The sequence below is a fragment of the Rhodococcus sp. Z13_19A genome (genome assembly GCF_058133575.1).
Window position 1 is genome coordinate 160,790 of sequence record NZ_JBYUNN010000001.1, and the last position, 24,854, is coordinate 185,643.

The following is a 24,854-nucleotide window of genomic DNA, read 5'->3' on the forward strand; positions in this document are numbered from 1 at the left end:
CCGGCCCGATCTACAGCCAGGAGCTGAGCTGCTGATGCAGGAACACACTTACGACGTGGTCATCGTGGGCGCCGGCGGTGCCGGTATGCGCGCGGCCATCGAGTCGGGCCAGCGGGCACGCACCGCGGTCCTCACCAAGCTCTACCCCACCCGGTCCCACACCGGCGCGGCCCAGGGCGGCATGTGTGCCGCCCTGGCCAACGTCGAGGAGGACAACTGGGAGTGGCACACCTTTGACACCGTCAAGGGTGGCGACTACCTGGTGGACCAGGACGCCGCGGAGATCATGGCCAAGGAGGCCATCGACGCGGTGCTCGACCTGGAGAAGATGGGGCTGCCGTTCAACCGCACCCCCGAGGGCAAGATCGACCAGCGCCGCTTCGGTGGGCACACCCGCGACCACGGCAAGTCCGCGGTCCGCCGGGCCTGCTACGCCGCCGACCGCACCGGTCACATGATCCTGCAGACCCTCTACCAGCAGTGCGTCAAGCACGAGGTGGAGTTCTACAACGAGTTCTACGTCCTCGACATGTGTCTCACCGACACCCCCGAGGGCAAGGTCTGCACCGGCGTCATCGCCTACGAGCTGGCCACCGGCGAGCTGCACATCTTCTCCGCCAAGTCGGTCATCTTCGCCACCGGCGGCGCGGGCAAGATCTACAAGACCAGCTCCAACGCCCACACCCTCACCGGTGACGGCCTGGGCATCGTCTTCCGCAAGGGCCTGCCGCTGGAGGACATGGAGTTCTTCCAGTTCCACCCGACCGGCCTGGCCGGCCTCGGCATCCTCATCTCCGAGGCCGTGCGTGGTGAGGGCGGCATCCTGCGCAACGCCGACGGTGAGCGCTTCATGGAGCGCTACGCCCCCACCATCAAGGACCTGGCGCCCCGCGACATCGTGGCCCGCTCCATCGTCCTGGAGGTCCGCGAGGGCCGGGGCTGCGGACCGGACAAGGACTACGTGGTCCTGGACGTCACCCACCTCGGTGCCGACGTCCTCGAGGCCAAGCTGCCCGACATCACCGAGTTCTCCCGCACCTACCTCGGCGTCGACCCCGTCGTCGAGCCGGTGCCGGTGTTCCCCACCTGCCACTACGTCATGGGCGGCATCCCCACCAACGTTCGCGGTGAGGTCCTCTCGGACAACACCACGGTGGTCAAGGGCCTCTACGCCGCTGGTGAGTGCGCGTGCGTGTCGGTGCACGGCTCCAACCGCCTGGGCACCAACTCGCTGCTGGACATCAACGTCTTCGGCCGCCGCGCCGGCATCGCCGCCGCGGAGTACGCCAACGGCACGGTGCACACCGAGCTGCCCGAGGCGCCGTCGAAGATGGTCGAGGACTGGATGGCCCTCATCCTCTCCGAGCACGGTGACGAGCGGGTGGCCGACATCCGCATCGAGCTGCAGGCCTCGATGGACAGCAACGCCTCGGTGTACCGCACCGAGGAGTCGCTGAAGGAGGCGCTGGCCGACATCCGCAGGCTCAAGGAGCGCTACTCGCGGATCACGGTGCAGGACAAGGGCAAGCGGTACAACACCGACCTGCTCGAGGCGGTCGAGCTCGGCTTCCTGCTGGAGCTCGCCGAGATCACCGTGGTGGGCGCGCTCGCCCGCAAGGAGACCCGCGGCGGCCACGCTCGCGAGGACTACCAGGAGCGCGACGACGTGAACTTCATGCGTCACACCATGGCGTACAAGCTGGGCGACGACCTCATCTCCGACATTCGCCTGGACTACAAGCCGGTCGTGCAGACCCGCTACGAGCCGATGGAGCGTAAGTACTGATGGCTGCCACTGCAGAGAAGACCCACACGCAGCAGAGCTCCGGCCCCAAGCCGCCGCCCGTCTCCGAGGGCTCGACGATGGTGACGGTGAAGATCCGTCGCTTCGACGCCGACGCTCCCGACGACGCCCGCTGGGACAGCTTCCAGGTCCCTGCGCAGCGCACCGACCGGGTGCTCAACCTGCTGCACTACATCAAGTGGTACCTGGACGGGACGCTCACCTTCCGGCGCTCCTGCGCCCACGGTGTCTGCGGCTCCGACGCGGTGCGCATCAACGGCGTCAACCGTCTCGCCTGCAAGGTCCTGCTGCGGGACATGCTGGAGAAGGACGGCAAGGACACCACCATCACCATCGAGCCCATCCGCGGCCTGCCCGTGGAGAAGGACCTCGTGGTGGACATGGAGCCGTTCTTCGCGGCCTACCGCGCGGTCAAGCCGTTCCTCATCACCACCGGGAACGAGCCCACCCGCGAGCGCTACCAGTCGGCGGCTGACCGGGCCCGCTTCGACGACACCACCAAGTGCATCCTGTGCGCGGCGTGCACCACGTCGTGCCCGGTGTACTGGTCCGACGGCAGCTACTTCGGCCCTGCCGCCATCGTCAACGCGCACCGGTTCATCTTCGACAGCCGCGACGAGGGCTCCTCCGAGCGCCTGGAGATCCTCAACGACGTCGACGGGGTGTGGCGCTGCCGCACCACCTTCAACTGCACCGACGCCTGCCCCCGTGGCATCCAGGTCACCAAGGCCATCCAGGAGGTCAAGCGGGCCCTGCTCTTCGCCCGCTGACACCCCCCAGCGCCACCCAGGACCGCCCTGCTCCCCCACCCGGGGAGCAGGGCGGTCCTGTCTCGTGTGCGGGCTCCTCAGCGCCCGGCAGGGACCTGCGGGGCCTCGGCCGAGGCGGCGGTGCGCCGGGCGGCGAGCAGGCCCCGGATGCCGAGCACCCCGATGGCGGTCCCCAGCACCAGCGACGTCGCCACCAGCAGCGCGTGCACGACGAAGAACGGGGTGGCGCCACCGCCCAGCTCGGCGGCGGTGAAGGAGCGCTCGTCGGCCCAGATGTTGCGCAGGAAGCTGGGCCAGATGAACCAGCTCCAGACGCCGAACGCGAGCAGGAACAACGACCATCCACGAGTGAGCCTCATGGGCCCATTGTCCCAGCGCGAGCTCGGCTCAGCGGCGGCGGCCCAGCAGGGTGGCCAGCGCCGCACCCACGCCCACCAGCAGCACGCCCAGGCCCACCCCGGGGCCCCGGCGCACCTGCACCTGGGGGGCGATCACGGCGGGTCCGGGCACCGGCGTGGTGGCCAGCAGCACCTGGTTCTCCCGGGCGGTGGCCGCCCAGGCGGTGGCGAAGAGCACCAGCCGCGAGGTGACGTAGAAGAAGACCAGGATGCCGATGATTGGGCCGAAGGTGACACCGGCCGGCCCTCCCGTGACCTGCTGCAGGTAGAACACCCCCACCTGCTTGAACACCTCGAACGCCACGGCCGCCAGCAGGGCCGCCCGGATCGCGCTGCGCCAGGTGACCGGCTCGCGCGGCAGCCGGGCGATCACCCAGACGAACACCCCCCACGTCGCAGCCACGGACAGCACGATGGCCAGCAGCGCGGTGAGCAGGAAGATCCCCGGCGCGTCCTCCACCCCGAGCAGGCGCAGCACCACGGCGTAGCCGCCACCGCCCAGCGCCGACAGGCTCAGCGACACCACCAGCGCCAGACCCAGGCCCACCAGCGCGCCCAGGTCACCGACCTTGGTGCGCGCGAACGACTGCCGGTCGTGCTGGGTGTCCCACTGCTCGGTGAGCGCCTCGCGCAGGTTGGCCATCCAGCCCAGCCCCGCGTACAGCGCACCGAGCAGGCCGATCACCCCCACGGCGCCGCGGGAGGCCAGCGACTTGGTGATCAGCTCGTTGATGGTGGCGCCCAGCGAGCCGGGCACGCTGCGGGTGATCGACTCCTGCAGCTCCACCAGCAGGTCGGGGCGGTCGGCCAGGACGAAGGCAGCCACCGCGAAGCCGACCATGGCCAGCGGGAACAGGGCCAGCACGCTGAAGTAGGTGATGGCCGCGGCGTAGAAGTCACCCTTCTGCGCCTTGTACCGCAGCCCCGTGCGCACCGCGTGGTCCAGCCAGGGCCGGTCCTGCCGCTCGCGCTGCAGCCGGGCCACCAGCGCGCTCTGCCGCCCCGCTCCCCCCTCGGTGGCCACTGCCTAGCGGGCCGGGGGCAGGAAGCCGACGCGGTCGTAGACGTCGCGGACGGTGGCCGAGGCGACCTCGCGGGCCCGGCGCGCACCCGCAGCGAGGATGCGGTCCAGCTCGGCCGGATCGTCCAGGTAGCCCTGCACCGCGGCCTGGAAGGGCTCCACGAACTCGGTGAGCACGGTGGCCACGTCCACCTTGAGGTCGCCGTAGCCCTTGTCCGCGTAGCTCGTCTCCAGGTCGGCGATCGACTGCCCGGACAGCGCGGAGTGGATGGTCAGCAGGTTGCTGACGCCAGGCTTGTTCGCCAGGTCGTATCGGATCTCGCGCTCGTCGTCGGTGACCGCCGAGCGCACCTTCTTGGCCGACTTCTTCACCGGGTCGAGCAGGTCCACGATGCCGGCCGGGCTGGAGGCCGACTTGCTCATCTTCGCCGTGGGGTTCTGCAGGTCGTAGATCTTGGCGACGTCCTTGATGATGTGCGGCTCCGGCACCACGAAGGTGGTGCCGTAGCGGGTGTTGAAGCGGGCCGCCAGGTCACGGGTGAGCTCCAGGTGCTGGCGCTGGTCCTCGCCCACGGGCACCCGGTCGGCCTGGTACAGCAGGATGTCGGCGGCCATCAGGATGGGGTAGGTGAACAGGCCCACCGAGGAGCGGTCGTGACCGAAGCGCTGCGACTTGTCCTTGAACTGCGTCATCCGGCTGGCCTCGCCGAAGCCGGTGAGGCAGCTGAGCACCCAGGTCAGCTCGGTGTGCTCGGGCACGTGGCTCTGCACGAACAGCGACGCCCGCGCCGGGTCGATGCCCAGCGCCAGGATCTGCGCCGCGGCCACCCGGGTGCGCTGGCGCAGCACCTGCGGGTCCTGCTCGACGGTGATGGCGTGCAGGTCCACCACGCAGTAGAAGGCGTCGTGGTCGTCCTGCAGCGGGGCCCACTGCCGCAGCGCACCCAGGTAGTTGCCCAGGTGGAAGGAGTCAGCCGTCGGCTGGATGCCGGACAGCACGCGCGGGACTCCGCTGGTGGGTGCAGGGGTGGACATGGGTGGTGATCCTCTCACGCAGGTGGAGCGGCCAGGAGCTTTCGGTCGGCCCGCTAGGAGGCCCAGCGGTAGCCGACGGTGACGGGGGCGTGGTCGGACCAGCGCAGCGCGTGCTCGGCGGCACGCTCCACGCGGGCCCAGGCCACGGTGTCGGCCAGCGCACGGGTGGCCAGCTGGTAGTCGATGCGCCAGCCGGCGTCGTTGTCGAAGGCACGGCCGCGGTAGGACCACCACGTGTAGGGGCCGGGCACCCCGGGGTGCTGCGCGCGCACCACGTCCACCCAGCCCCCCGCCGGGGACAGCACCCGGTCCATCCACTCCCGCTCGTGCGGCAGGAAGCCGGAGGACTTGCGGTTGCCCTTCCAGTTCTTCAGGTCGCTCTCGGTGTGCGCGATGTTCCAGTCGCCACACACCACCGCAGCGCCGTCGGCCAGGCTCGCCAGGTAGGGCTCGAAGTCGGCCATGAACCGCTCCTTCTCCTCCTGCCGCGGGGTGCCGACCTCGCCGGAGGGCAGGTAGAGGCTGGCCACGGTGACGACCCCGTCCGCGGTGGCCAGGTCCACCTCCAGGTAGCGGCCGCAGTCCTCGAACTCCGGGGCACCGAAGCCCACCCGTACCGCCTTGGGCTGGCTGCGGGTGAGCACCGCGACTCCGTTGCGGCCCTTGAGTGCCGGCTCGGCCGACTCCAGGTGCCAGCCGGCGTCCAGCGCCGGGGCGAGGGCCTTGCGCAGCTGGGTGTCGTCGGCGCGGGTCTCCTGCAGGCAGACCGCGTCCACCGTGGTCTCGGCCAGCCAGGCCAGCAGGCCCTTGCCGGCAGCGGCGCGGACGCCGTTGACGTTGACGCTGGAGACGCTCAGGTGGGGGCTAGCGATGCTTGGCGGGGGTGGGGCGCTCACTGGAGGCAGCGTAGTGCTGGCGGGTGGCCGGCTCGACGCTGGGCTGGCGGCGCCGGGGCAGCGGCTCGCCGGTCAGCTCGGCCACTCGGTCGCGCAGCTCGTCGTTCTCCTGCACCAGGCGGGACAGCTCCAGCCGGTGCTGGGCCCGCAGCTGGAGCAGCTGCTCGTAGACGTGGTCGAGGAAGGCGTCCACCTCGTGTTCGTGGTAGCCCCGCTGCCCCCACGGGGCGCGGTCGAAGGTGACGTCGCGAACCTCGTCCGGAGTCAGACCCATCGTGGGCGCCTCTCTGTGGGTGGGACAGTGCCTGGTGCGAGGAGAAGTGGTGCGGGAGGCCATGGTGACACGACCGCGGCCCGGCCACGCCAGAGGCGGGACCGGGCCGCGGTCGTGTCAGCCGCGCAGGTAGCCGGAGGCTACTTCTGCATTGCGGCGCTGAGGTTCTCGTCCAGCGCGGCGAGGAACTTCTCGGTGGACAGGTACGGCGCGTCCTTGGAGATGAGCAGCGCCAGGTCCTTGGTCATCTTGCCGCTCTCGACGGTCTCGACGCAGACGCGCTCGAGGGTCTCGGCGAACTGGGTGACCTCGGGGGTGTTGTCCAGCTTGCCGCGGTGCTTGAGGCCACCGGTCCAGGCGAAGATCGACGCGATCGGGTTGGTCGAGGTCTCCTTGCCGGCCTGGTGCTGGCGGTAGTGCCGGGTGACGGTGCCGTGCGCGGCCTCCGCCTCGACGGTCTTGCCGTCCGGGGTCATCAGCACCGAGGTCATCAGGCCGAGCGAGCCGAAGCCCTGGGCCACGGTGTCCGACTGCACGTCACCGTCGTAGTTCTTGCAGGCCCAGACGTAGCCGCCCTCCCACTTCATGGCGGCGGCGACCATGTCGTCGATCAGGCGGTGCTCGTAGGTGAGCCCGGCCTTGTCGAAGTCAGCCTTGAACTCGTCCTCGTAGATGCGCTGGAAGATGTCCTTGAACGCACCGTCGTAGGCCTTGAGGATGGTGTTCTTGGTGGAGAGGTACACGGGGTAGTTCCGCTGCAGGCCGTAGGACAGCGAGGCCCGCGCGAAGTCCTCGATGGACTTGGTGAAGTTGTACATGCCCATGACGACGCCGCCGTCCTCGGGCATCTGCACCACCTCGTGCTCGATCGGCTCGGAGCCGTCGGAGGGGGTGTAGGTGATGGTGACGGTGCCGGGCCCGGGGACCTTGAAGTTGGTCGACTTGTACTGGTCGCCGTGGGCGTGGCGGCCGATGATGATCGGCTTGGTCCAGCCCGGGACCAGGCGCGGCACGTTGCTGCAGATGATCGGCTCACGGAAGACCACGCCGCCGAGGATGTTGCGGATGGTGCCGTTGGGCGAGACCCACATCTTCTTCAGGCCGAACTCCTCCACCCGCGCCTCGTCGGGGGTGATGGTGGCGCACTTGACGCCGACGCCGTGCTTCTTGATGGCGTTGGCCGCGTCCACGGTCACCTGGTCGTCCGTGGCGTCCCGGTGCTCGATGCCCAGGTCGTAGTACTCCAGGTCGATGTCCAGGTACGGGTGGATCAGCTTGTCCTTGATGAACTGCCAGATGATGCGGGTCATCTCGTCGCCGTCGAGCTCGACGACGGTGCCCTGAACCTTGATCTTGCTCATGCGGTGGGTCTCTCCTCTCGCTCCTCGCCGGGCCTCACGCACCTGTGCGATTGACGTGACCCAAGCAAGACGAGCGTACTGGTACGGGGGCTGACACGGTCCGTGAGCCTCAGCAGGCACGCTACTGCGCCGGCCCTGCTCAGGCAGCGCGACCCTGGTGGTCACGATCACCGTTGGTCCTCCGCAGTTGCTAGCGTCGAGCCCTGCCCGCCATCGGTGTGCCAGAGCGTTCCTCGCCCTCGGCGCTGAACTCGTGAGGAGCCAGTCGTGAGCAACACCCCCGTGAAGGTGGCCGTCACCGGTGCCGCCGGCCAGATCGGCTACCAGCTGCTCTTCCGCATCGCCAGCGGGGCCATGCTCGGCCCGGACACCCCTGTGGCACTGCGCCTGCTGGAGATCCCCGACGCCGTGGGCGCCGCCGAGGGCGTGGCCATGGAGCTGGAGGACTGCGCCTTCCCGCTGCTGCGCGGCGTGGACATCTCCGACGACGCCAACGAGTCCTTCGCCGGGGTCAACGTGGCCATGCTGGTGGGCTCGCGCCCGCGCACCAAGGGCATGGAGCGCGGCGACCTGCTCTCCGCCAACGGCGCCATCTTCACCAAGCAGGGCCGCGCGCTCAACGACAACGCCGCCGACGACCTGCGGGTGCTGGTGATCGGCAACCCCGCCAACACCAACGCCCTCATCGCGATGAGCAACGCCCCGGACGTGCCGGACGAGCGGTTCACCGCGATGACCCGGCTGGACCACAACCGGGCCATCGCCCAGCTGGCCAAGAAGACCGGCGTCCCGGTGCTGGACATCGCCAAGATGTCCATCTGGGGCAACCACTCCGCCACCCAGTACCCCGACCTGTTCCACGCCGAGGTGGACGGCAAGATCGCCGCCGATGTGGTCAACGACCAGCAGTGGCTGGAGAGCGACTTCCTGCCCACCGTGCAGAAGCGCGGCGCGGCCATCATCGAGGCCCGCGGGTCGTCCTCGGCCGCCTCGGCCGCCTCGGCCGGCATCGACCACGTGCACGACTGGGTGCACGGCACCCAGGCCGGCGACTGGGTGTCCATGGCGGTGCCCTCCGACGGCTCCTACGGCGTCCCGGAGGGGCTCATCTCGTCCTTCCCGGTGACCTGCTCGGGCGGGCGCTACGAGATCGTCCAGGGCCTGGAGATCGACAACTTCTCCCGCGGCAAGATCGACGCCTCCGTCGCCGAGCTCACCGAGGAGCGCGACACCGTCCGCGAGCAGGGCCTGCTGGGCTGAGCCCCGCCCACCCCACACCTGTTACGCGCGAGACGACGGCTCCGCTAACATCTCTGCCAGGTCATGAGTGCCAGCGCGTAGCCCCGGCTTGCTGGACGGCAACCCTCCATCCGCGGTGGGGTGCCCCGGGTGATGACCGGGTCGATCGGAGCAACGTCCGGTCGTCAAGCGCGGGCCCGTCGCACGACTGGCCCCCCGTCTGTCGGAGGTCTCGCCATGTGTAGCGACTGTTGACCACCCAGGAGATCGCCCGCGGCCCGCTGGCCGCGCTTCCCTTCCCCCACCGGGCGTGGACGACGCCCGCACCTTCTTGGAGCTGACTGACCCGATGAGCGACCCCACGACTTCCGATCCCGCTGCTTCCTGGAGCTTCGAGACCAAGCAGATCCACGCGGGCCAGGCCCCCGACCCCACCACCGGAGCCGTCGCGCTGCCGATCTACCAGACCACCGCCTACGCCTTCCGCGACACCGACCACGCGGCGGCGCTGTTCGCCCTGGCCGAGCCGGGCAACATCTACAGCCGCATCATGAACCCCACCAACGACGTGGTGGAGCAGCGGCTGGCCGCCCTCGAGGGCGGTGTGGCCGCGCTGCTGGTGGCCTCCGGCCAGGCCGCCACCACCTACGCGCTGCTCAACGTCGCCGAGTCCGGTGACCACGTGGTGGCCAGCCCGAGCCTCTACGGCGGCACCTACAACCTGTTCACCCAGACGCTGCCCAAGCTCGGCGTGCAGGTGTCCTTCGTCAGCGACCCGGACGACCTCGAGGAGTGGCGGGCCGCCATCCAGCCCAACACCAAGGCGCTCTTCGGCGAGACCATCGCCAACCCGCGCAACGACGTCCTCGACGTCCCCGGCGTGGCCGAGGTCGCCCACGCCGCGGGCATCCCGCTGATCGTGGACAACACCGTCGCCACCCCGTTCCTGATCCAGCCGCTGGCCCTGGGCGCCGACGTGGTGGTGCACTCGGCCACCAAGTACCTGGGCGGCACCGGCACCACCATCGCCGGCGCGGTCGTGGACGGCGGCACGTTCGACTGGACCAGCGGCCGCTTCCCCGGCTTCACCACCCCCGACCCCAGCTACAACGGCGTGGTCTTCGCCGACCTGGGCGCCCCGGCCTACGCGCTGAAGATGCGCGTGCAGCTGCTCCGCGACATGGGTGCAGCGCTGTCGCCGTTCAACGCCTGGCTGATCAACCAGGGCCTGCAGACGCTGAGCCTGCGCATGGAGCGGCACGTGGCCAACGCCCAGCAGGTGGCCGAGTTCCTCTCCGCCCGCGAGGACGTGGAGTCGGTGGCCTACGCCGGCCTGCCCAGCTCACCGTGGTTCGACCGTGCCCAGAAGCTGCTGCCCAAGGGTGCCGGCGCGGTGCTGGCCTTCGAGATCGCCGGTGGCGTGGAGGCGGGCAAGCGCTTCGTCAACGCGCTGCAGCTGCACAGCCACGTGGCCAACATCGGCGACGTCCGCTCGCTGGTCATCCACCCGGCCTCCACCACGCACGCCCAGCTCTCCCCGGAGGAGCAGCTCTCCGCAGGCGTCACGCCGGGCCTGGTGCGCCTGGCGGTCGGCATCGAAGGTATCGAGGACATCCTGGGTGACCTGCGGACCGGGTTCGAAGCAGCAGCACAGGCGTGAGCTTGCTGCACGACGAGCACCCGTCGGCCTCCCGTCCGGCCGGTGCCACCCTTGCCGGGGCGCTTCGTCCGGACGGGGCGCTGACGACGGTCGACCTCGGCCCGCTGACGCTGGAGAGCGGCGTCGAGCTGGCCGAGGTGACCGTGGCCCTGCAGAGCTGGGGCACCCTGAACGCCACCGCCAGCAACGCCGTGCTGGTGCTGCACGCCCTCACCGGTGACTCCCACGTCACCGGCCCGGTCAGCCCGGAGCACCCCTCCCCCGGCTGGTGGAGCGGGTTGGTCGGCCCCGGCGCGGCGCTGGACACCGACGAGTGGTGCGTCATCGCCCCCAACGTGCTGGGCGGCTGCCGGGGCACCACCGGACCGTCCTCCCTCGCACCGGACGGCACGGCGTGGGGCTCGCGCTTCCCCGCCATCACCATCCGCGACCAGGTGGCCATGGAGGCTGCCCTGGCCGACCGGCTGGGCGTCCCCCGCTTCGCCGCGGTGATGGGTGGCTCCATGGGGGGGATGCGCGCCCTGGAGTGGGTGGTGGGCCACCCCGACCGAGTGGGCGCGGCGCTGGTGCTGGCCACCGGGGCACGGGCCACCGCCGACCAGATCGGCACCCAGTCCGCCCAGATCCTGGCCATCACCTCCGACCCGGACTGGCAGGGCGGGGACTACCACGGCACCGGCCGCAGCCCGCGCACCGGTCTGGGCCTGGCCCGGCGCATCGCGCACCTCAGCTACCGCGCCGAGCACGAGCTGGACAGCCGCTTCGCCAACCTGCCCCAGGAGGGGGAGGACCCCGCCGAGGGTGGGCGCTACGCGGTGCAGAGCTACCTCGACCACCAGGCCGCCAAGCTGGTGCAGCGCTTCGACGCCGGCAGCTACGTGCGGCTGACCGACTCGATGAACTCCTACGACGTGGGTCGCGGCCGGGGTGGGGTGGCCGCGGCGCTGCGGGGCGTGCGCCGACCGGTGGTGGTCGGCGGCATCGACTCCGACCGGCTCTACCCGCTGCGGCTGCAGGCCGAGCTGGCCGAGGGGCTGCCCACCTGCGACCGGCTGCGGGTGATCACCTCGGAGTTCGGCCACGACGGGTTCCTGCTGGAGGCCGATGCGGTCAGCGAGCTCATCCAGGAGACCCTGGCGCGCTCCGCGGACTAGCCCTGGGCGGCGCTAGACCGTGCCCAGCGCATCGATCGAGCCGGCCAGGGCGAGCACGGCCACGCCGAACGCCGCGTAGGTGAGCACGTCCACCGGGCGCTGGCGCACCGCCAGCAGGCCCACCTGGTCGTCGCGCAGCACGGCCCGCAGCGCGGCGCCCACCAGCATGGCCGCACCCAGCACGATGGCGCCGCGGCGCCAGCGGTCGGTGAGCACGAACCCGCCGGCGACCAGCACCATCAGCACCACGGTCACGAACGGCCAGTGCAGGGTGCGCAGCCGCGCCGCGAGCGCCATCAGCCGCGCTGCGAGGCCAGGATCGCCTCGGCCCGCTCGACCACGTTGACCAGCAGCATGGCGCGGGTCATCAGGCCCACGCCGCCGGGGTTGGGCGAGAGGAAGCCGGCGACCTCGGCCACGTCCTTGGCGACGTCACCCACCAGGCCGGCCTCGGTGCGGGTGACCCCCACGTCCAGCACGGCCGCGCCGGGGCGGACCATGTCCGCGGTGACCAGCCCGGGCACCCCGGCGGCCGCCACCACGATGTCGGCACGGGAGACCTCTGCGGCCAGGTCGCGGGTTCCGGTGTGGCACAGGGTGACGGTGGCGTTCTCGGTGCGCCGGGTGAGCAGCAGCCCCAGCGGACGGCCGACGGTGATGCCGCGCCCGACCACCACCACCTTGGCGCCGTCGATCGGCACGTCGTAGCGGCGCAGCAGCGCCACGATGCCGCGCGGGGTGCACGGCAGCGGGGCGGGCTCGCCGAGCACCAGCCGGCCCAGGTTCACCGGGTGCAGGCCGTCGGCGTCCTTGAGCGGGTCCATCCGCTCCAGCGTGCGCACCTCGTCGAGGTGCCGGGGCAGCGGCAGCTGCACGATGTAGCCGGTGCACTCGGGGTTGGCGTTGAGCTCCTCCACCGTCTCCAGCAGCTGCTCCTGGCTGACGTCGGCGGGCAGGTCCCGGCGCAGGGAGGTGATGCCCACCCGCGCGCAGTCGGCGTGCTTGCCCTTGACGTAGGCGTGCGAGCCCGGGTCGTCGCCCACGAGCACGGTCCCCAGCCCGGGGGTGATGCCCGCCTCGATGAGCCCCTGCACCCGGGTCTGCAGGTCCGCGTAGATCGCGTCGCGGGTGGTCTTGCCGTCCAGAAGGGTTGCCGTCACGCGCTCAGTGTTCCAGAACGCGTGCGGCACAGGTCTCAGGGACCTGGGGCGGCGGCCAGCTACTGCTGCAGGTCGACGCGCAGGCCGTGTGCAGCGGCGAAGGACAGCGCCTGCACGGGCTCCACCTGCACCCCGGTGAGCCGTGCCCCCACCCAGAGGTCGGCATCCACCCGCGCGCCGCGCAGGTCGGCCTCCTCCAGCCGGGCACCCGAGGTGCGCGCCCCGCTGAGGTCGGCGCCCCGCAGCACCGCCTTGCGCAGGTCGGTGCCCACCAGGTTGGCCTCCCGCAGCCGCACGGCCGTGAGGTCCACCCCGCGCAGGTCCGCCTGGCCCAGCGAGGTCAGCGACAGGTCGACCTCCTCGAGCACCAGCGGCCGCAGCCGGGCCCGCTCGAACACCGAGCCCATCAGGGTGCAGAAGCGAAAAGTACTGTGGTACAGGCTTGCCCGGGTGAAGTTGCACGACCGGAAGGCCGAGCCCAGGTGCACGGAGTCGCGCAGGTCGGCGCCGGTGAAGTCACAGCCGGTGAAGGTGACGTTCTCGGTGCGCAACCCGCTGAGGTCGGCGTCGACGAAGCTGCAGTCGGTGTAGCTGCGCCGGGTCCAGCGCTCGTTGGCCAGCACCGTGTCCGCGAAGCTCTCCCCGATGAGCTCGGCGCCATCCTGCTCGTCGTGCGCGGACGTCTCGTCGTTCGGCCCAGCGGCCACGTGGTCCTCCTCCGATCGGCGCCCGGGTTCTCCCGCCGCCCGGCGATCCTGCCCCATCGACGGGCGAGCGCCGCAGGCACCGTCCGTGGGCGAAGAAGAACAATCTTCATGTAACTCACTGTTATCTATTGTGGACACAGAGTAATCGTGAAACGGTGGGACCACTCGGGTCACGTTGTAGCCGCAGGCTGCGGGCCAGAGTGGGAGCCGTTGCCGAGGTCGTTCCACGACCCGCGCCGCCCCTCCTCGGCCCAGAACACCGGTGACACATGAGCACACACAGGCGACCCTCGACCCGACCCGCACTGCGCTACGGCGGTGCCGCCGTCGCAGCACTGGTCACGGTGGCCACCGCCGGGCTGCTGCTGGCCAACGCCGGCACCGCCCAGGCCGCAGCCACGGTGGTCCCCCTCAACACAGCGGCGGACTTCGCGGTCCTTGCCGGCTCGGGCATCACCAACACCGGCGCGAGCACCATCGTCGGGGACGTGGGGTCCTCGCCCACCCCCGCCCAGACCGGTTTCGTCGCCTGCCCCGGGGCCGCCGACTGCGTCGAGCTCACGGGCACCAACCATCGCGTCGCCAACGCGGAGACCGGCCGGGCCAAGGCCGACCTGAGGACCGCCTACACCAACGCCGCCGGGCAGGGCCCCACCACCGAGGTGCCCACCGAGCTGGCCGGGCAGAAGCTGGTCGCCGGGGTCTACGGCTCGGCGTCGGGCACCTTCGGCATGACCGGCACGCTGGTCCTGGACGGCGCGAACAAGCCCGGCTCGGTGTTCATCTTCCAGACCGACAGCACGCTGATCACCGGCGGCACCGGCAACGTCTCCCTGATCAACGGGGCGCAGGCCTGCAACGTCTTCTGGCAGGTGGGCAGCGCCGCCACCCTGGGCGCCGGCTCCACCTTCCGCGGCACGATCATGGCGCACGACGACATCTCGGTGAAGGACGGCGTGACGGTGGAGGGACGGCTGCTGGCCGGCCAGCAGGCCTCCGGCGCGGGGGCAGTGACGCTGATCAACGACACCATCACCGTGCCCAGCTGTGCGGTGACGCCGCCGACGAGCACCGTGCCCCCGACGAGCACCGTCCCGCCGACGAGCACCGTCCCGCCGTCAAGCACCGTCCCGCCGACCTCCAGCGCCGGCCCGACCACCACGACTGCACCCACCACCACCGTGACGCCCACCACCACTGCCGCCCCCACAGCCAGCACGCTCCCGACTCCCAGCGCGACCCCCACCACCAGCGCGGCGCCCACCACCAGCGCGGCGCCCACGACTGGCGCCACCCCGACATCTCCTGGGGGTGGCGCCGCACCTGCTCCGGGCACCAGCGCGGGCGGCACCATCGCCCCTCCGGGTACCAGCAGCGGCAGCAACAGCGGCGACTCCGGCTCGATGACGACCGGCTCGGCGACCTCCACGCGAATGGGCGGAGGCAACCAGGTCAGCCAGGTGCCGGTCGGGTCCGTCGACGCCGGGGACGGCAGCGCCCGCTGACCGGGCGCCACCGCAGGGCCCGCACCCACCGCCGGGTTCCGCGGCTGCGGGCAGCGGTTCTCAGCGCAACGGTTCTCGGCGCAGCGGTGCTGGTGGCGGTCACCGGCACGCTCACCGCGGGCAGCCGGGCGCTCGACGACGCCACCCCGGCCCCCGCTGCGGCCACGGTCACCCTGCCCGTGCCCACCACGCCCACCCCCAGCGCACCCGCTGCCACCGTGGCTCCGACGCTGCTGCTGGACCGGTCGGCCCCGGTGCGGCTGCAGATCCCCTCGATCGGGGTGGACTCGGCGCTGATGGACCTCGGCCTGCAGCCCGACGGCACCATGCAGGTGCCCCCCACCGGCTTCCCGGCCGGTTGGTACACCGGCGCCCCCACCCCAGGTGAGCAGGGCCCCGCCGTGCTGGCCGGGCACGTGGACTGGGCAGGCAGTCCAGGGGTCTTCCACGAGCTGCGGTCGGTGCGGCCCGGCGCGGAGGTCGCGATCTCCCGCGCCGACGGCACCGTGGCGACGTTCCGGGTCAGCCAGGTGGAGCAGCACGACAAGGACGCCTTCCCCACCGGTCTCGTCTACGGCAACCTCGATCGAGCGGGGCTCCGGCTGATCACCTGCGGCGGCTCGTTCGACGAGCAGGCGAGCAGCTACCGGGACAACATCGTGGTGTTCGCCGACCTCGTCGCCGTCGCCCCTGCCGGCTGACGCCTGCGAGCACCGCACGCTCAGACCGGAACCCACGCTCGGCCTGTGGCACTCTCAGGCCTCGGCGCGGTGCACGGCGCCGGGAGCGGGAGAAGCAGATGAGCGTGGACGTCGACGTGATCGTGGTGGGCGCCGGCCTGGCCGGGCTGGTGGCCACCTACGAGCTGACCAGGGCCGGGCGCACCGTCACCGTGGTGGAGCAGGAGAATCGGGCGAACCTGGGCGCGCAGGCGTTCTGGTCCCTCGGTGGGCTGTTCCTGGTGGACAGCCCCGAGCAGCGCCGCCTGGGCATCAAGGACTCCTACGAGCTGGCGCTGCAGGACTGGATGGGCACCGCCGCCTTCGACCGTCCCGAGGACTTCTGGCCGCGACAGTGGGCGCAGGCGTACGTGGAGTTCGCGGCCGGCGACAAGCGCGCGTACCTGCACGAGCTGGGCCTGCGGCTGATGCCCACGGTGGGTTGGGCCGAGCGCGGCAGTGGCACGGCCACCGGGCACGGCAACTCCGTGCCCCGCTTCCACCTCACCTGGGGCACCGGCCCCGAGGTGGTGCGGGTGTTCCTGGAGCGGGTGCTCGACGCCGAGCGCGCCGGGCTGGTCACCTTCTGCCACCGCCACCAGGTGGACGAGGTGCTGGTCAGCGACGGCCGTGCCTGCGGGGTGCGGGGCACCGTGCTGGAGGCCTCCGAGCAGCCGCGCGGGGTGGCGTCCTCGCGCACCGCGGTGGGTGAGTTCGAGCTGCACGCCCAGGCGGTGGTGGTCACCTCCGGCGGCATCGGCGCCAACGCCGAGCTGGTGCGCAAGAACTGGCCGAAGCGCCTGGGCGCGGCGCCCCGGCACATGCTCACCGGGGTTCCCGCGCACGTGGACGGGCGGATGCTGGAGATCACCGAGAACGCCGGCGCCAACCTGGTCAACCGTGACCGGATGTGGCACTACACCGAGGGCATCACCAACTGGGACCCCATCTGGCCCAACCACGGCATCCGCATCCTGCCCGGGCCGTCCTCGCTGTGGCTGGACGCCACCGGCACCCGGCTGCCCACGCCGCTGTTCCCCGGTTTCGACACCATGTCCACCCTCAGCCACATCCTCACCACCGGCCACGAGCACACCTGGTTCCTGCTGGACCAGTCGATCATCGAGAAGGAGTTCGCGCTGTCGGGCTCCGAGCAGAACCCCGACATCACCAGCAAGAGCCTGAAGATGGCGCTGAGCCGGGTGAAGAAGGGTGCGCCGCCGCCCATCGAGGCGTTCAAGCAGCACGGGGTGGACTTCGTGGTGCGCGACACCCTGCGCGAGCTGGTGGCCGGGATGAACGAGCTGACCGAGACGCCGCTGCTGGACTTCGACCACATCGAGCGGCAGGTGCTGGCCCACGACCGCGAGCTGGCCAACCGCTTCGGCAAGGACCTGCAGATCGCCGCCATCCGCGCCGCCCGCAGCTACCTCAGCGACCGGATCACCCGGGTGGTCAAGCCGCACGCGCTGCTCGACCCGGCGCACGGCCCGCTGATCGCGGTGCGGCTGCACCTGCTCACCCGCAAGACGCTGGGCGGGCTGGAGACCAACCTGGACTCGCAGGTGATGCGCGGCGACGGCAGCGCCTTCGACGGCCTGTACGCCGCCGGGGAGGTCGCCGGCTTCGGTGGTGGCGGGGTGCACGGCTACAACGCGCTGGAGGGCACCTTCCTGGGCGGGTGCATCTTCTCCGGCCGCGCCGCCGGGCGGGCGCTGGCCCGCGACCTGGGCTAGCGGAAGTCGCGGCTGGTGGAGGCGACGCGCAGGTCCATCCGCTGCACGTGCTCGGCCACCACGGTCACCGCCCCCTCGGCGTTCTGCACCACGCCCCGGATCAGCAGCGCCGGCGCCGAGCGCACCACCCGGCGGTAGCGGGCCCACAACCCCGGCGAGCACACGATGTTCACCATGCCCGTCTCGTCCTCCAGGTTGAGGAAGGTGACCCCGCTCGCCGTGGCCGGGCGCTGGCGGTGGGTGACCGCCCCGCCCACCAGCACCCGGCTGCCGTCCCGCACCCCGGTGAGCAGCTCCGCCGCGGGAACCACCCCCAGCCGCTCCAGCTGCGGACGCAGGAACTGGGTGGGGTAGCTGTCCGGCGAGACCCCGGTGGCCCACACGTCGGCCACCGCCAGCTCCACCTCGCTCATGCCCGGCAGCGTCGGCGCGGTGGTGCCCACCCCGGTGCCGGGCAGCCGGTCGTACCGCTCGGCGGCGGCCGCGCCCGCCGCCCACAGGGCCTCCCGGCGCTGCAGGTCGAAACAGCCCAGCGCCCCGGCGGTGGCCAGCGCCTCGGTCTGCGCCACGCTCAGCCCCACCCGGCGGGTGAGGTCGAGCAGGCTGGTGAACGGCCCGTGGGCGTCGCGCTCGGCGGTGATCCGCTCGGCCGTGGGGGTGCCCACGCTGCGCACCGCGCCCAGGCCCAGGCGCACCGCGGGGGTGCGGTCGTCGTCGCTGAGCGGCTCCAGGGTGGGGTGCGCGCAGCTGCGGTTGACGTCCGGGCCGTGCACCACCACCCCGTGGCGGCGGGCGTCGGCCACCAGCGACTGCGGGGAGTAGAAGCCCATCGGCTGGGCCCGCAGCAGGGCCGCGCAGAACGCCGCCGGGTGGTGCAGCTTGAACCACGCCGAGTAGAAGACCAGCGAGGCGAAGCTCAGCGAGTGGCTCTCCGGGAAACCGAAGTTGGCGAAGGCGAACAGCTTCTCGAAGATCCGGTCGGCCACCTCGCCGGTGATGCCGTTGGTCTCCTGCAGACCCCGGTAGAAGCGTGCCCGCAGCCGCTGCATCTTCTCCGGCGAGCGCTTGGAGCCCATCGCCCGCCGCAGCTCGTCGGCCTCGGCCCCGGTGAAGCCGGCACAGTCCACCGCCAGCTGCATCAGCTGCTCCTGGAACAGCGGCACCCCCAGGGTCTTGGCCAGCGCCCGCTCCATGGAGGGGTGCTCGTAGGTGACCGGCTCCAGCCCGTTGCGGCGCCGGATGAACGGGTGCACCGAGCCACCCTGGATGGGTCCGGGCCGGATGAGCGCCACCTCCACCACCAGGTCGTAGAACACCCGGGGCTTCAGCCGCGGCAGGGTGGCCATCTGCGCCCGCGACTCCACCTGGAACACCCCGATGGTGTCGGCCCGCTGCAGCATCTCGTAGACCGCCGGCTCGCCGAGGTCGAGGTGGGCCAGGTCCACCTGGATCCCCTCGTGGGCGGCCACGAAGTCGATGGCGTAGTGCAGCGCGGAGAGCATGCCCAGCCCGAGCAGGTCGAACTTCACCAGCCCCACCGCGGCGCAGTCGTCCTTGTCCCACTGCAGCACGCTGCGGTCGGCCATCCGCGCCCACTCCACCGGGCACACGTCGGCGATGGGCCGGTCGCAGATCACCATGCCCCCGGAGTGGATGCCCAGGTGCCGCGGGAAGTCCTCCAGCTGGGCGGCCAGTGCCAGCACCGGCTCGGGGATGTCGTGCTCCTGCTCCTGCGGGGACTTGTCCTGGGCGCTCGGCCCGACCAGCGGCCCCCAGCGGTCGATCTGCTTGCCCCACGCGTCCTGCTGCCCCTGGGAGTAGCCCAGCGCCTTGGCCATGTCGCGGACCGCGGAGCGGCCGCGGTAGGTGATGACGTTGGCGACCTGCGCGGCGTGGCTGCGGCCGTAGCGGCCGTAGACGTACTGGATGGCCTCCTCCCGGCGGTCGGACTCGATGTCCACGTCGATGTCCGGCGGGCCGTCGCGCTCCGGGGACAGGAACCGCTCGAACAGCAGCCCGTTGGCCACCGCGTCCACCGCGGTGACGCCCAGGGCGTAGCAGACCGCGGAGTTGGCTGCCGAGCCCCGGCCCTGGCAGAGGATGCCGCTGCGCCGGCAGAAGCTGACGATGTCGTGCACCACCAGGAAGTAGCCGGGAAAGCTCAGCTCGCCGATGACGGTGAGCTCGCGCTCGATCTGGGCGTAGGCGGCGGGGTTGGCCGCCGGGGGGCCGTAGCGCTCGGCGGCCCCGCGCAGGGTGAGCTCGCGCAGCCAGGACTGCTCGGTGTGCCCGGCCGGCACGGCGAAGGGCGGCAGCTGCGGGGCGACCAGGCGCAGGTCGAAGGCGCACTCCCGGCCCAGCTCGGCAGCGGTGGGCACCGCGGCCGGGTGCCGCGCGAAGCGGGCGGCCAGCTCGGCGCCGGAGCGCAGGTGCGCGCCCCCGGCCGGGGGCAGCCAGCCCGCGGCGTCGTCCAGGCTGCGCCGGGCCCGCACCGCGGCCATCGCCGCGGCCAGGCGGTGCCGCGACGGGGTGGCGAAGTGCGCGGCCGTGCTGGCCACCACCCGCAGCCGGCGGCGCTGGGCCAGCTCGGCCAGCACGTCGTTGCGCTCGTCGTCGGTGGGCAGGCCCTGGTGGGTCAGCTCCACCGCCACGTGCTCGGCGCCGAAGCGCTCCACCAGCTCGGCCAGCGCCGCCTCGGCCGCCGCGGGTCCCCCGGTGCTCAGCGCCTGGCGCACCGCGCCCTTGCGGCAGCCGGTGAGCACCTGCCAGTGCCCGCCGGCGGCCGCGCTGAGCTGGTCCAGGTCGTAGCGGGGGCGGCCCTTCTCCCCACCGGCGAGGTGCGCGGCGGAGATCTCCCGGGACAGCCGCCGGTAGCCCTCCTGTCCCCGGGCGAGCACCAGCAGGTGGGTGCCCTCCGGGTCGGCCACCCCGTTCTGCGGCCCGCTCAGCCCCAGGCTCAGCTCGGCGCCGAACACGGTGCGCACGTTGAGCTCTCGTGCCGCCTCGGCGAAGCGCACCACTCCGTAGAGGCCGTCGTGGTCGGTGAGCGCGATGGCCTCCAGGCCCAGTCGGGCTGCCTCCTCCACCAGCTCCTCGGGCTGGCTGGCGCCGTCGAGGAAGCTGAACGAGGAGTGTGCGTGCAGCTCGGCGAAGGGCGTGGGGGCAGGCCCGGCGCGGCGGGGGGCCGGAGGCGGCTGGTAGCTGGCGCGCTTGCGCGACCAGGCGGGGCTGTCGCTACCGTCCCCGGGGTGCTGCGCCTCGTGCCGGGGCCGGCCGGAGAGCACCCGCTCCAGCTCCGCCCACGGCACCGGCGGGTTGCCGAAGCCCATCGCGCCACCTCCCGCGTTCGAACACTTGTTCTACTCGCAGGCGAGGGTGGCCGTCAAGGCGCGCTAGCCGGAGGGGCGGGAGGACACCCGTCCGTGCGCCCGCGCCAGCACCGACTCCCGCAGGGCCACCCGGGAGCGCTTGCCGGTGGCCGTGGTGGGCAGGAGGTCGTACTCCAGCAGCGTGCGCGGCACCTTGTACGGCGTGAGCCGGTCCCGGCAGTGGCTGGTGAGCTCAGCGGGGTCCAGCCGCCAGCCGGCCCGCGGCACCACGCAGGCCACCAGCTTCTCGCCCTGGCGCTCGTCGGGCACCCCCAGCACCGCCACGTCGGCCACGCCGTCGTGCTCCAGCAGCACCTGCTCCACCTCGCGGGGGTAGATGTTGAAGCCGCTGACCACCACGGTGTCCTTGGCCCGGGAGACCACGTGCAGGCGGCCCTCGGAGTCCAGCCGCCCCACGTCCCCGGTGTCCAGCCACCCCTCCGGGCGCAGCACCAGTGCCGTCTCGGCCGCGTCGTGCAGGTAGCCGCTCATCACGTTGTAGCCGCGCACCAGCACGCGGCCGTCCGCCCCGTGCACCGGCCGCCCCGCGTCGTCCACCACGGCCACCTCCACGCCGGGCAGCGGCGTGAGCCCCGCGGCGGCACCCTCCTCGGCCACGCCCACGGTGGCCACCGCCACGCTGCCGCACGCCTCGGTGAGCCCGTAGCCGCTCACCAGCGTGGTGATGCCCAGGGAGGTGCACAGCGCCTGCATCCGGTCCACCGACACGTCCGCGCCCCCGGTGATGGCCAGCCGCGTCACCCCGGTGAGGTCGGCCCCGGCGGTGGCCAGGTCGTGGAAGATCGTGGGTGGCCCGAGCACCACCGAGATGCCCTCCCGCTGCAGGATCTCGGCGAGGTGCCCGCGGTCGTGCGGCGACACCAGCCGCACCGCCGCACCCTGGACCAGCGCCAGCAGCAGCACCCCGTTGAAGCCGAAGGAGTGCGCCAGCGGCACCGCGCCGAGCAGGACGTCGGTGGCGGTGACCCCGACTGCCGCAGCCATGTCGGTGTAGCAGCGCACCAGCTGGCCGTGGGTCATCGGCACGTGCTTGGGGGTGCCGGTGGTCCCGGAGGTGGGCAGCACCACCGCCACGGCCTCGGGCGAGACCGCCACCGGCTCGGCCACGGCGCAGCCGTCGGCGGCGCCCTGCAGGCCGGCCAAGGTGTGCACCTCCACGTCGGGCTCCCAGTCCCGCTGCTCGGAGAGCACCAGCCGGGGTGCCACGCGGTCGAGCACCAGCCGCCGCTCGCGGCTCGACGCCGCGTGGCCGACCGGCACCAGGACGGCACCGGCGAAGACGACGCCGAGCGCCACCTCCACCCAGGACACCGAGCTGCGCCCGCACACCACCACGGCGTCCCCCGCCCGCACGCCCCGGGCGGCGAGCGCGGTGGCCATCTGCCCGGCCCGCTCGGCCAGCGCCGCGTACGTGCGGCTGCGGTCGGTGTCGCGCACGGCCAGCCGCGTCCCGTGCGTGACGGCACGCCGCCGGCACAGCTCGGGCAAGGTCGTCGCAACCGGCAGCAACGGGCTGGTCAGAGTCGGCCGACCCTCAGGACTCATGCCGGCATTGAATCACCCGAGGACGCAATCCACCCGGGCGACCGCCCGTGCGACGACACGGGCCTCACGAGCTGAGCGTGAAGCCCTCGTAGCCCTTGGCCGCCACCTCGTCGCAGGCCCGACGGTAGGTGCCGAAGCCCCCGATGTAGGGCATGAACATCTGCTTCTTTCCCTCGATGTTGGCTCCCATGTACCAGGAGCGGGCCTGCGGGAACAGTGTCCCCTGCGCGACGGCGTCCACGTGCTCGGTCCACTCCTCGGCGGCCTCGCGCCGTGCCTCGACGGTGGCCACTCCCCGCTCCCGGCAGCTCGCCACCAGGTCGACGAGCCAGTCCACCTGAGCCTCGGCGTGCAGCACCATGTTGGCCAGCACCGAGGGGCTGCCCGGACCGCTGAGGTTGAACAGGTTGGGCAGGCCGGGGATGGCCATGCCCAGGAAGGTGATCGGGCCCGCACCCCAGGCGTCGGCGATGGTGGTGCCCCGGGCTCCGCGGATGTCGATGCGCAGGAGCGCCCCGGTCATGGCGTCGAACCCGGTGGCGTAGACCAGCACGTCCAGCTCGTGGACGTCGTGCTCGGTGACGACTCCGGTGGGCGTGATCTCCACGATGGGGTCGGTGCGCAGGTTCACCAGCCGCACGTGGGGCTGGTTGAAGGTCTGGTAGTAACCGATGTCGGTGCAGATCCGCTTGGTGCCGATGGGGTGGTCGGTGGGCACCAGCGCGTCGGCGACCTCCGGGTCGGCCACCACCGAGCGGATCTTGGCCTCGGCGAACTCGCGGACCACGTCGTTGGCGGCGAGGTTGGCGTTCTGGTCGGGGAAGGTCTTGCCGAAGAGCACCCCACCCTCGGCCCAGCGCGCCTCCATCGCGGCCAGCCGCTCCTGCTCGCTGAGCTCCAGCGCGTTGTGCGGGTAGCTCTCGTGCGGAGTCCCGGCCGGTGCGTAGGCGGACTTCTTGCGCCGCGCGGGGTACTCGGCGCGGATGCGCTCCTGGTCGGCGGGGGTGAGCACGTGGTTGGGCATGGGGACGCTGTAGTTGGCCGAGCGCTGGAACACCGTGAGCGAGGCGGCCCGCTCCGCCAGCAGCGGCACCGACTGCACTCCCGAGGAGCCGGTGCCGATGATCCCCACCCGCTTTCCGGTGAGGTCAGGCTCCTGCTGCGGCCACGCGGCGGTGAAGTACACCTCGCCGGCGAAGCTGTCCGTGCCGGGGATGTCGGGCTTGTTCAGCGCGGACAGGCAGCCGGTGGCCATCAGCACGAAGCGAGCCAGGTAGGTCTGGCCGGTGTCGGTGCCCACGTGCCACACCGCGGTGTCCTCGTCCAGGTGGGCGCTGGTGACCCGCTGGCCCAGCACGATGTCGCGGCGCAGGTCGAAGCGGTCGGCCACGTGCTCGAGGTAGGCGAGGATCTCCGGCTGCCCGGCGTAGCGCTCGGACCAGATCCAGCTCTGCTGCAGGTCCTCGTCGAAGGAGTAGGAGTAGTCGACGCTCTCCACGTCACACCGGGCGCCCGGGTAGCGGTTCCAGAACCAGGTGCCTCCCACGCCCGTGCCCGCCTCCACGGCCAGCACGTCCAGCCCGGCCTGGCGGGCGCGGTGCACGGCGTACAGGCCGGCGAAGCCCGCCCCCACCACGAGGACGTCGTGGACCGACTGCGGCGCAGGAGCGGTGCTGGTCATGGGTGATCCCCCGATGCGTTGTTCCGACTGCCCCCCGAGGAGGGCTTACGTTCGCGGAGGACTATACCTATTAGTAATAGTAGTGTCTAGCGGCGGTTCGCCGGCAGGCGGTTGCTACCAACGGGTAGGTTCTGTGCCATGGCAGATGACGACGCGGCGACCGAGTTCCCCTCGCTGCGGCCGACGAGCTGGGCCGTGCTGGGTCTGCTGTCCTTCGGCTCCGAGCTCTCCGGCTACGACCTCAAGAAGTGGGCGGACTGGAGCCTGCGCTTCTTCTACTGGGCCCCCTCCTACAGCCAGATCTACAGCGAGCTGCGCAAGCTCGAGGACTGCGGCTACGCCACCTCCCGCGTGGTGAGCAAGGACGACGTGCGGGGCAAGCGGCTGTACTCCATCACCGAGGAGGGCAGGGAGGCCGTGGCCCACTGGGCCAACGAGTCGCCGGTGGAGCCCGCCGTGCTCAAGCACGGGGTGATGCTGCGCATGTGGCTGGGCCACCTCGGTGACCCGGACCGGTTGCGCGAGGTGCTGGCCGAGCACCGCGACCAGTCGGAGAAGATGCGGGTACGGGCGGTCGCCGACGCGGTGGGCGCCGCCGAGGAGCCCGGCTGGGCCTACCCGGAGATGGTGCTGCGCTGGTCGGAGCAGTACTACGAGTCCGAGCGCGACCGGGCCGACGCGATGCTCGCCGACCTGGACCGGCTGGCCCAGGACCGCACCAAGAAGGGCCGCACCAAGCGAGCCAAGCCCACTCCGCGCTCCTCCGACGAGCTGACCAAGCACACCAAGTGAGCCTGGCC

The 24,854-nt window shown here is 71.8% G+C and carries 21 protein-coding genes and 1 riboswitch; of the genes, 9 read left to right on the top strand and 12 right to left on the bottom strand.

What is annotated here, in order from left to right:
* Positions 1–34 precede the first annotated feature (34 nt).
* Together sdhA and AC3YNX_RS00800 are read left to right on the top strand one after the other, a co-directional pair.
* Complete coding sequence (gene sdhA, locus AC3YNX_RS00795; RefSeq protein WP_489981841.1) at positions 35–1,786, top strand: succinate dehydrogenase flavoprotein subunit; 1,752 nt, start codon at positions 35–37, stop codon at positions 1,784–1,786.
* On the top strand, positions 1,786–2,574 hold the full coding sequence (locus AC3YNX_RS00800) for a succinate dehydrogenase iron-sulfur subunit (protein ID WP_127783896.1): 789 nt from the start codon (positions 1,786–1,788) through the stop codon (positions 2,572–2,574). Before sdhA ends, AC3YNX_RS00800 begins: the two co-directional genes overlap by 1 nt.
* Positions 2,575–2,651: 77 nt before the next feature.
* Here the strand turns inward: AC3YNX_RS00800 and AC3YNX_RS00805 are convergent, their stop codons facing one another.
* From AC3YNX_RS00805 to AC3YNX_RS00830, 6 genes are all read right to left on the bottom strand, one after another.
* A complete protein-coding gene (locus AC3YNX_RS00805; protein WP_489981842.1) occupies positions 2,652–2,933 on the bottom strand; it encodes an SCO4848 family membrane protein in 282 nt (93 codons plus the stop codon).
* 28 nt (positions 2,934–2,961) lie between these two features.
* Positions 2,962–3,996 (bottom strand): inner membrane protein YhjD, encoded by a 1,035-nt coding sequence (gene yhjD, locus AC3YNX_RS00810; protein ID WP_489994330.1) that lies wholly within the window; start codon positions 3,994–3,996, stop codon positions 2,962–2,964.
* Positions 3,997–3,999: 3 nt separating this feature from the next.
* Positions 4,000–5,028: a tryptophan--tRNA ligase gene (trpS, locus tag AC3YNX_RS00815; protein WP_489994331.1), complete on the bottom strand. Its 1,029-nt coding sequence runs from the start codon at positions 5,026–5,028 to the stop codon at positions 4,000–4,002.
* Positions 5,029–5,081: 53 nt separating this feature from the next.
* Positions 5,082–5,924, bottom strand: coding sequence for an exodeoxyribonuclease III (locus AC3YNX_RS00820; RefSeq protein ID WP_489994332.1), 843 nt, complete (start codon positions 5,922–5,924; stop codon positions 5,082–5,084).
* A complete protein-coding gene (locus AC3YNX_RS00825) occupies positions 5,893–6,198 on the bottom strand; it encodes a DivIVA domain-containing protein (protein WP_127783899.1) in 306 nt (101 codons plus the stop codon). The genes AC3YNX_RS00820 and AC3YNX_RS00825 overlap by 32 nt, the downstream gene beginning before the upstream one ends.
* 140 nt (positions 6,199–6,338) lie before the next feature.
* Positions 6,339–7,559 (bottom strand): NADP-dependent isocitrate dehydrogenase, encoded by a 1,221-nt coding sequence (locus AC3YNX_RS00830; RefSeq protein WP_127783900.1) that lies wholly within the window; start codon positions 7,557–7,559, stop codon positions 6,339–6,341.
* Positions 7,560–7,826: 267 nt separating this feature from the next.
* On the opposite strand from AC3YNX_RS00830, the gene AC3YNX_RS00835 reads away from it, so the two are divergent.
* From AC3YNX_RS00835 to metX, 3 genes are all read left to right on the top strand, one after another.
* Positions 7,827–8,819: a malate dehydrogenase gene (locus AC3YNX_RS00835; protein WP_489994333.1), complete on the top strand. Its 993-nt coding sequence runs from the start codon at positions 7,827–7,829 to the stop codon at positions 8,817–8,819.
* Positions 8,820–8,878: 59 nt separating this feature from the next.
* Positions 8,879–8,996: riboswitch (SAM riboswitch) on the top strand.
* 151 nt (positions 8,997–9,147) lie between these two features.
* Positions 9,148–10,458, top strand: a complete 1,311-nt coding sequence (locus AC3YNX_RS00840; protein ID WP_489994334.1) for a bifunctional o-acetylhomoserine/o-acetylserine sulfhydrylase — start codon at positions 9,148–9,150, stop codon at positions 10,456–10,458.
* Between the two features lie 80 nt (positions 10,459–10,538).
* Positions 10,539–11,612 (top strand): homoserine O-acetyltransferase MetX, encoded by a 1,074-nt coding sequence (gene metX, locus AC3YNX_RS00845; protein ID WP_489994960.1) that lies wholly within the window; start codon positions 10,539–10,541, stop codon positions 11,610–11,612.
* Between the two features lie 12 nt (positions 11,613–11,624).
* On the opposite strand, the gene AC3YNX_RS00850 is transcribed toward metX, so the two are convergent.
* Genes AC3YNX_RS00850 through AC3YNX_RS00860 form a run of 3 tightly spaced genes read right to left on the bottom strand, consistent with a single transcriptional unit; the run spans position 11,625 to position 13,479 of the window.
* The gene (locus AC3YNX_RS00850) at positions 11,625–11,909 is read right to left on the bottom strand and encodes a DUF3017 domain-containing protein (RefSeq protein ID WP_127783903.1); all 285 of its coding nucleotides are present in this window, start codon (positions 11,907–11,909) and stop codon (positions 11,625–11,627) included.
* Entirely contained in the window at positions 11,909–12,772 is an 864-nt protein-coding gene (locus tag AC3YNX_RS00855) for a bifunctional methylenetetrahydrofolate dehydrogenase/methenyltetrahydrofolate cyclohydrolase (protein WP_489981847.1), read from the bottom strand. The genes AC3YNX_RS00850 and AC3YNX_RS00855 overlap by 1 nt, the downstream gene beginning before the upstream one ends.
* 59 nt (positions 12,773–12,831) lie before the next feature.
* A complete protein-coding gene (locus AC3YNX_RS00860; RefSeq protein WP_489994335.1) occupies positions 12,832–13,479 on the bottom strand; it encodes a pentapeptide repeat-containing protein in 648 nt (215 codons plus the stop codon).
* A gap of 269 nt (positions 13,480–13,748) precedes the next feature.
* On the opposite strand from AC3YNX_RS00860, the gene AC3YNX_RS00865 reads away from it, so the two are divergent.
* The 3 genes from AC3YNX_RS00865 to AC3YNX_RS00875 all read left to right on the top strand — a co-directional run bounded on the left by AC3YNX_RS00865 (position 13,749) and on the right by AC3YNX_RS00875 (position 17,439).
* Positions 13,749–14,984 carry an ice-binding family protein gene (locus tag AC3YNX_RS00865; RefSeq protein WP_489994336.1) on the top strand — a complete coding sequence of 412 codons (1,236 nt, stop codon included), beginning with the start codon at positions 13,749–13,751 and terminating at the stop codon, positions 14,982–14,984.
* A 92-nt stretch (positions 14,985–15,076) separates the two neighbouring features.
* On the top strand, positions 15,077–15,685 hold the full coding sequence (locus AC3YNX_RS00870) for a class F sortase (protein WP_489994337.1): 609 nt from the start codon (positions 15,077–15,079) through the stop codon (positions 15,683–15,685).
* A gap of 98 nt (positions 15,686–15,783) precedes the next feature.
* Positions 15,784–17,439: an FAD-binding dehydrogenase gene (locus AC3YNX_RS00875; protein ID WP_489994338.1), complete on the top strand. Its 1,656-nt coding sequence runs from the start codon at positions 15,784–15,786 to the stop codon at positions 17,437–17,439.
* On the opposite strand, the gene AC3YNX_RS00880 is transcribed toward AC3YNX_RS00875, so the two are convergent.
* From AC3YNX_RS00880 to AC3YNX_RS00890, 3 genes are all read right to left on the bottom strand, one after another.
* Positions 17,436–20,768, bottom strand: a complete 3,333-nt coding sequence (locus AC3YNX_RS00880; protein WP_489994339.1) for an error-prone DNA polymerase — start codon at positions 20,766–20,768, stop codon at positions 17,436–17,438. The two genes, AC3YNX_RS00875 and AC3YNX_RS00880, sit on opposite strands and share 4 nt — an antisense overlap.
* A gap of 63 nt (positions 20,769–20,831) precedes the next feature.
* Positions 20,832–22,373 carry a class I adenylate-forming enzyme family protein gene (locus AC3YNX_RS00885; RefSeq protein ID WP_489994340.1) on the bottom strand — a complete coding sequence of 514 codons (1,542 nt, stop codon included), beginning with the start codon at positions 22,371–22,373 and terminating at the stop codon, positions 20,832–20,834.
* A 64-nt stretch (positions 22,374–22,437) separates the two neighbouring features.
* Complete coding sequence (locus tag AC3YNX_RS00890; protein ID WP_489994341.1) at positions 22,438–24,054, bottom strand: flavin-containing monooxygenase; 1,617 nt, start codon at positions 24,052–24,054, stop codon at positions 22,438–22,440.
* 138 nt (positions 24,055–24,192) lie between these two features.
* Between AC3YNX_RS00890 and AC3YNX_RS00895 the strand changes: the two genes are divergently transcribed.
* On the top strand, positions 24,193–24,846 hold the full coding sequence (locus AC3YNX_RS00895; RefSeq protein WP_127783911.1) for a PadR family transcriptional regulator: 654 nt from the start codon (positions 24,193–24,195) through the stop codon (positions 24,844–24,846).
* The last annotated feature ends 8 nt before the right edge of the window (positions 24,847–24,854 follow it).

What these genes read in the sequence shown, in the direction of transcription:
- AC3YNX_RS00830 (WP_127783900.1), bottom strand. Translation starts at nt 7,559, where the DNA reads ATGAGCAAGATCAAGGTTCAGGGCACCGTCGTCGAGCTCGACGGCGAC.
- AC3YNX_RS00805 (WP_489981842.1), bottom strand. Translation starts at nt 2,933, where the DNA reads ATGAGGCTCACTCGTGGATGGTCGTTGTTCCTGCTCGCGTTCGGCGTC.
- trpS (WP_489994331.1), bottom strand. Translation starts at nt 5,028, where the DNA reads ATGTCCACCCCTGCACCCACCAGCGGAGTCCCGCGCGTGCTGTCCGGC.
- AC3YNX_RS00865 (WP_489994336.1), top strand. Translation starts at nt 13,749, where the DNA reads ATGAGCACACACAGGCGACCCTCGACCCGACCCGCACTGCGCTACGGC.
- AC3YNX_RS00885 (WP_489994340.1), bottom strand. Translation starts at nt 22,373, where the DNA reads ATGAGTCCTGAGGGTCGGCCGACTCTGACCAGCCCGTTGCTGCCGGTT.
- AC3YNX_RS00800 (WP_127783896.1), top strand. Translation starts at nt 1,786, where the DNA reads ATGGCTGCCACTGCAGAGAAGACCCACACGCAGCAGAGCTCCGGCCCC.
- AC3YNX_RS00890 (WP_489994341.1), bottom strand. Translation starts at nt 24,054, where the DNA reads ATGACCAGCACCGCTCCTGCGCCGCAGTCGGTCCACGACGTCCTCGTG.
- AC3YNX_RS00850 (WP_127783903.1), bottom strand. Translation starts at nt 11,909, where the DNA reads ATGGCGCTCGCGGCGCGGCTGCGCACCCTGCACTGGCCGTTCGTGACC.
- AC3YNX_RS00895 (WP_127783911.1), top strand. Translation starts at nt 24,193, where the DNA reads ATGGCAGATGACGACGCGGCGACCGAGTTCCCCTCGCTGCGGCCGACG.
- AC3YNX_RS00875 (WP_489994338.1), top strand. Translation starts at nt 15,784, where the DNA reads ATGAGCGTGGACGTCGACGTGATCGTGGTGGGCGCCGGCCTGGCCGGG.
- AC3YNX_RS00840 (WP_489994334.1), top strand. Translation starts at nt 9,148, where the DNA reads ATGAGCGACCCCACGACTTCCGATCCCGCTGCTTCCTGGAGCTTCGAG.
- AC3YNX_RS00880 (WP_489994339.1), bottom strand. Translation starts at nt 20,768, where the DNA reads ATGGGCTTCGGCAACCCGCCGGTGCCGTGGGCGGAGCTGGAGCGGGTG.
- AC3YNX_RS00825 (WP_127783899.1), bottom strand. Translation starts at nt 6,198, where the DNA reads ATGGGTCTGACTCCGGACGAGGTTCGCGACGTCACCTTCGACCGCGCC.
- sdhA (WP_489981841.1), top strand. Translation starts at nt 35, where the DNA reads ATGCAGGAACACACTTACGACGTGGTCATCGTGGGCGCCGGCGGTGCC.